Source organism: Xenorhabdus griffiniae (assembly GCF_001028135.1).
GTDB classification, from domain to species: Bacteria; Pseudomonadota; Gammaproteobacteria; order Enterobacterales; family Enterobacteriaceae; genus Xenorhabdus; species Xenorhabdus bakwenae.
Genome location: NZ_LDNM01000050.1, coordinates 1 through 2,749, shown reverse-complemented (window position 1 = coordinate 2,749; position 2,749 = coordinate 1). Strand labels below are relative to the sequence as shown.

General features: G+C 42.0%; 4 protein-coding genes. All 4 read left to right on the top strand.

The genetic code is table 11. The features are described 5' to 3' along the window. Nucleotides 1–164 precede the first annotated feature (164 nt). Nucleotides 165–1,538 carry a replicative DNA helicase gene (locus AAY47_RS11855; RefSeq protein WP_047770144.1) on the top strand — a complete coding sequence of 458 codons (1,374 nt, stop codon included), beginning with the start codon at nt 165–167 and terminating at the stop codon, nt 1,536–1,538. 210 nt (nt 1,539–1,748) lie between these two features. After that, nucleotides 1,749–2,084, top strand: a complete 336-nt coding sequence (locus tag AAY47_RS11845) for a hypothetical protein (protein ID WP_047770140.1) — start codon at nt 1,749–1,751, stop codon at nt 2,082–2,084. Next, nucleotides 2,084–2,470 carry a phage protein NinX family protein gene (locus AAY47_RS11840; RefSeq protein WP_047770138.1) on the top strand — a complete coding sequence of 129 codons (387 nt, stop codon included), beginning with the start codon at nt 2,084–2,086 and terminating at the stop codon, nt 2,468–2,470. Before AAY47_RS11845 ends, AAY47_RS11840 begins: the two co-directional genes overlap by 1 nt. After that, a complete protein-coding gene (locus AAY47_RS11835) occupies nt 2,467–2,682 on the top strand; it encodes a Lar family restriction alleviation protein (protein ID WP_047770136.1) in 216 nt (71 codons plus the stop codon). The genes AAY47_RS11840 and AAY47_RS11835 overlap by 4 nt, the downstream gene beginning before the upstream one ends. Nucleotides 2,683–2,749: the final 67 nt, after the last annotated feature.

The window sequence follows — 2,749 nt, the reverse complement described above, 5'->3', positions numbered from 1 at the left end:
GCATATGGCGACCTGCTTCGACCTGATCAGTCAGTCATCGCTGTTCGGCCAACTGGAAGACAAACCGTGGTTAACACTGGACTGGATACTCAAACCGGAGAACTGGTCACAGGTCTACGAGCAGGCAAAACGGGAACACATCGCACGACGTAACGGAGCTTAATATGGAAAAATTTTCTGACATTCACGCAGAACAGGCGGTCATTGGCGGTATTTTGATTTCTGGTGATGAGTATGCTGATATCGCAATCAGTGCGGTTGAATCCCTGACGGAAAATGATTTTAGCTCTGTTGCTCACAGACTGATCCTGAGAGGGCTAAAAAAACTCAATGTGGCAGGCAGTAAATTTGATGTGGTATTGCTGAACAGCGAACTTGAGCAAAGTGGTGACTCTGGTCATTGTGGAGGATTCGCCTATATTGCTGAATGTTCAAAAGGTGTGCCAAGCATCCACCTACTGCCTAGCTACGTCGATAAACTCAAACAGTTATCTATGACCCGCCAAATGTTGTCCGTTCTGCATACAGGCATTGCACAGATCACTGCCGGCGGAGTTCATGCGGTTCAGGATATTGCCGGTGATATTGAAAACCAGATATCAAATCTGGGAAGTGCCAATGATGGCGGAACAGCTCACATCATGGAAGGCGTTGAGGAATCGATAGAAATCATTGAATCATTGATCAATGGTGATATCTGGAAACATAAAACTGAATTTGGGATGCCAGATATTGACCGGGCATTTGGTGGGTTCAATAACACCGATTTTATTGTTATTGGTGGTCGTCCCGGCATGGGTAAGACCATGATGAGCACAGCAATAACGAAATCGGTCGCATTGAAAAACCGTAAGCCTGTGATGTTTTTCAGCTTGGAAATGCCCAAGTGGCAAATATCAGAGCGTATTGCATTTCATCATGCGCGGGTTCGTAAACAAGATTTATTGGGTGAAAACTGTTCAAAGGAAATGATGAATGAGGCGTGGGCGAAATTGGCTCATGCACTAGATGATGTTCAAAAATCATCAATACATACCAACGACAAATCGTCTTTGAGTATCAACCAGATACGAGCAGAGGCCCGACGGATGCACAAAAAAACTGGCGGTCTTGGACTGATTATTGTTGATTACCTGCAAAAAATGAAAATGACCAATCCCGAAAACATGAACCAGTCAGTTGGCGAGATCGCTACAGGGTTAAAAAATTTGGCTAAGGAGCTAAAATGTCCGGTTGTTGCTCTGGCTCAGTTAAACCGTAATTTGGAGCAAAGACTCAATAAACGGCCTGTTAACGCAGATCTGAGAGAGTCAGGAATTATTGAGCAAGAAGCTGATGTTATTTTCATGGTGTATCGTGATGATAAATATAATCCCAATACGGAATTGAAAGGAATTACTGAGATTATCTGTACCAAATCACGTCACGCTCCCGGTGCTGAAAAATCGTATTATTTTACAAACGCGCACGGAGGGTTAGATCCGGCTGACCTCACCAGAATCAAGTCAGCTGAATATCAAGAAGATATTGAATTTTAACCCCACCATAAGGACTTTTGAGATGAAAAAAGCCAAAAAAGGAGCAAAGAATTCATTTATTCGAATATCAATAGCGACTTTTATTTTAACACCTCTCTCCATGGTGATTCTTCTCACGTTGCCTTTTTATCAATTAAACAAACTATCAAGTTATTTATTTAAGGTGGCTTATAAATTTGGGATAACTCACTATTTCGAAAGGATAAGGTAATGAAACTAACTGAATTACAACAGCAAATTCACCAGCAAAATGTTGATGCGGGTTGGTGGGACAATCCAAGAGAACGAGGTACATTGCTTTGTTTAATTCACTCAGAAATCAGCGAGGCAATGGAGGGAGAGCGTAAAAATTTGATGGACGATCATTTACCTCATCGTCCTATGGCAGAGGTGGAGCTAGCCGATGCCGTCATCCGTATTTTAGATTATGCAGAGGCATTTGGTTATGACATCGAGAGCGCGATTGCTGAAAAGTTAGCATACAACCGCAATCGGGCAGACCATAAACGAGAGAATCGCGCCAAGACTGGCGGTAAGGCATTTTAATGAAAATCAAAACAAGCGAACTAACTGGACGGGCGTTGGACTGGGCTGTGGCGTTGTCTTTAGGAGCAGAGATTAAAGGTGAAGGCCGTTTTCTGGAATTACCTAGTGGACATTCTGTAGATAAAAAAAGTAGATATTATTCGTTTAAGCCCTCTTCTGACTGGTCTATATGCGGGCAGTTGATTGATAAATATCTAGATAGCTTAACCCGTATTTGTATTGATTCCCCTTGGGTAGCATCTTGTAAATCGGTAACAGTGGATGACTTTTCTATCTGGAAAGTACAGGAAGGACAAACACCACAAATTGCTATTTGCCGAGTCGTGGTTGCTGCACGGTTAGGTGACGAGGTAGAGATACCGGATGAACTACTGGAGGCAAAATGACATACAAACTCAAACCGTGTCCGTTTTGTGGTGGTGAAAATTTAGGTGTTGATCATGAATATGATGAATCACATGAACCTTATGATTCGTGGGTAACTTGTTTTGGGTGTGATTCAACAGGCTCTATTTCTTATTACAATAAAAATAAAGATGATGCGGTAAATAATGCAATTGAATTATGGAATAAAAGAGAGAGGTTAGATGGAGCATGATTTTCTCTTCCATGAATCAACAAAAGAATTAGCCTGGAAACATCTCAAAGAAGTTCTCGCAACAAAC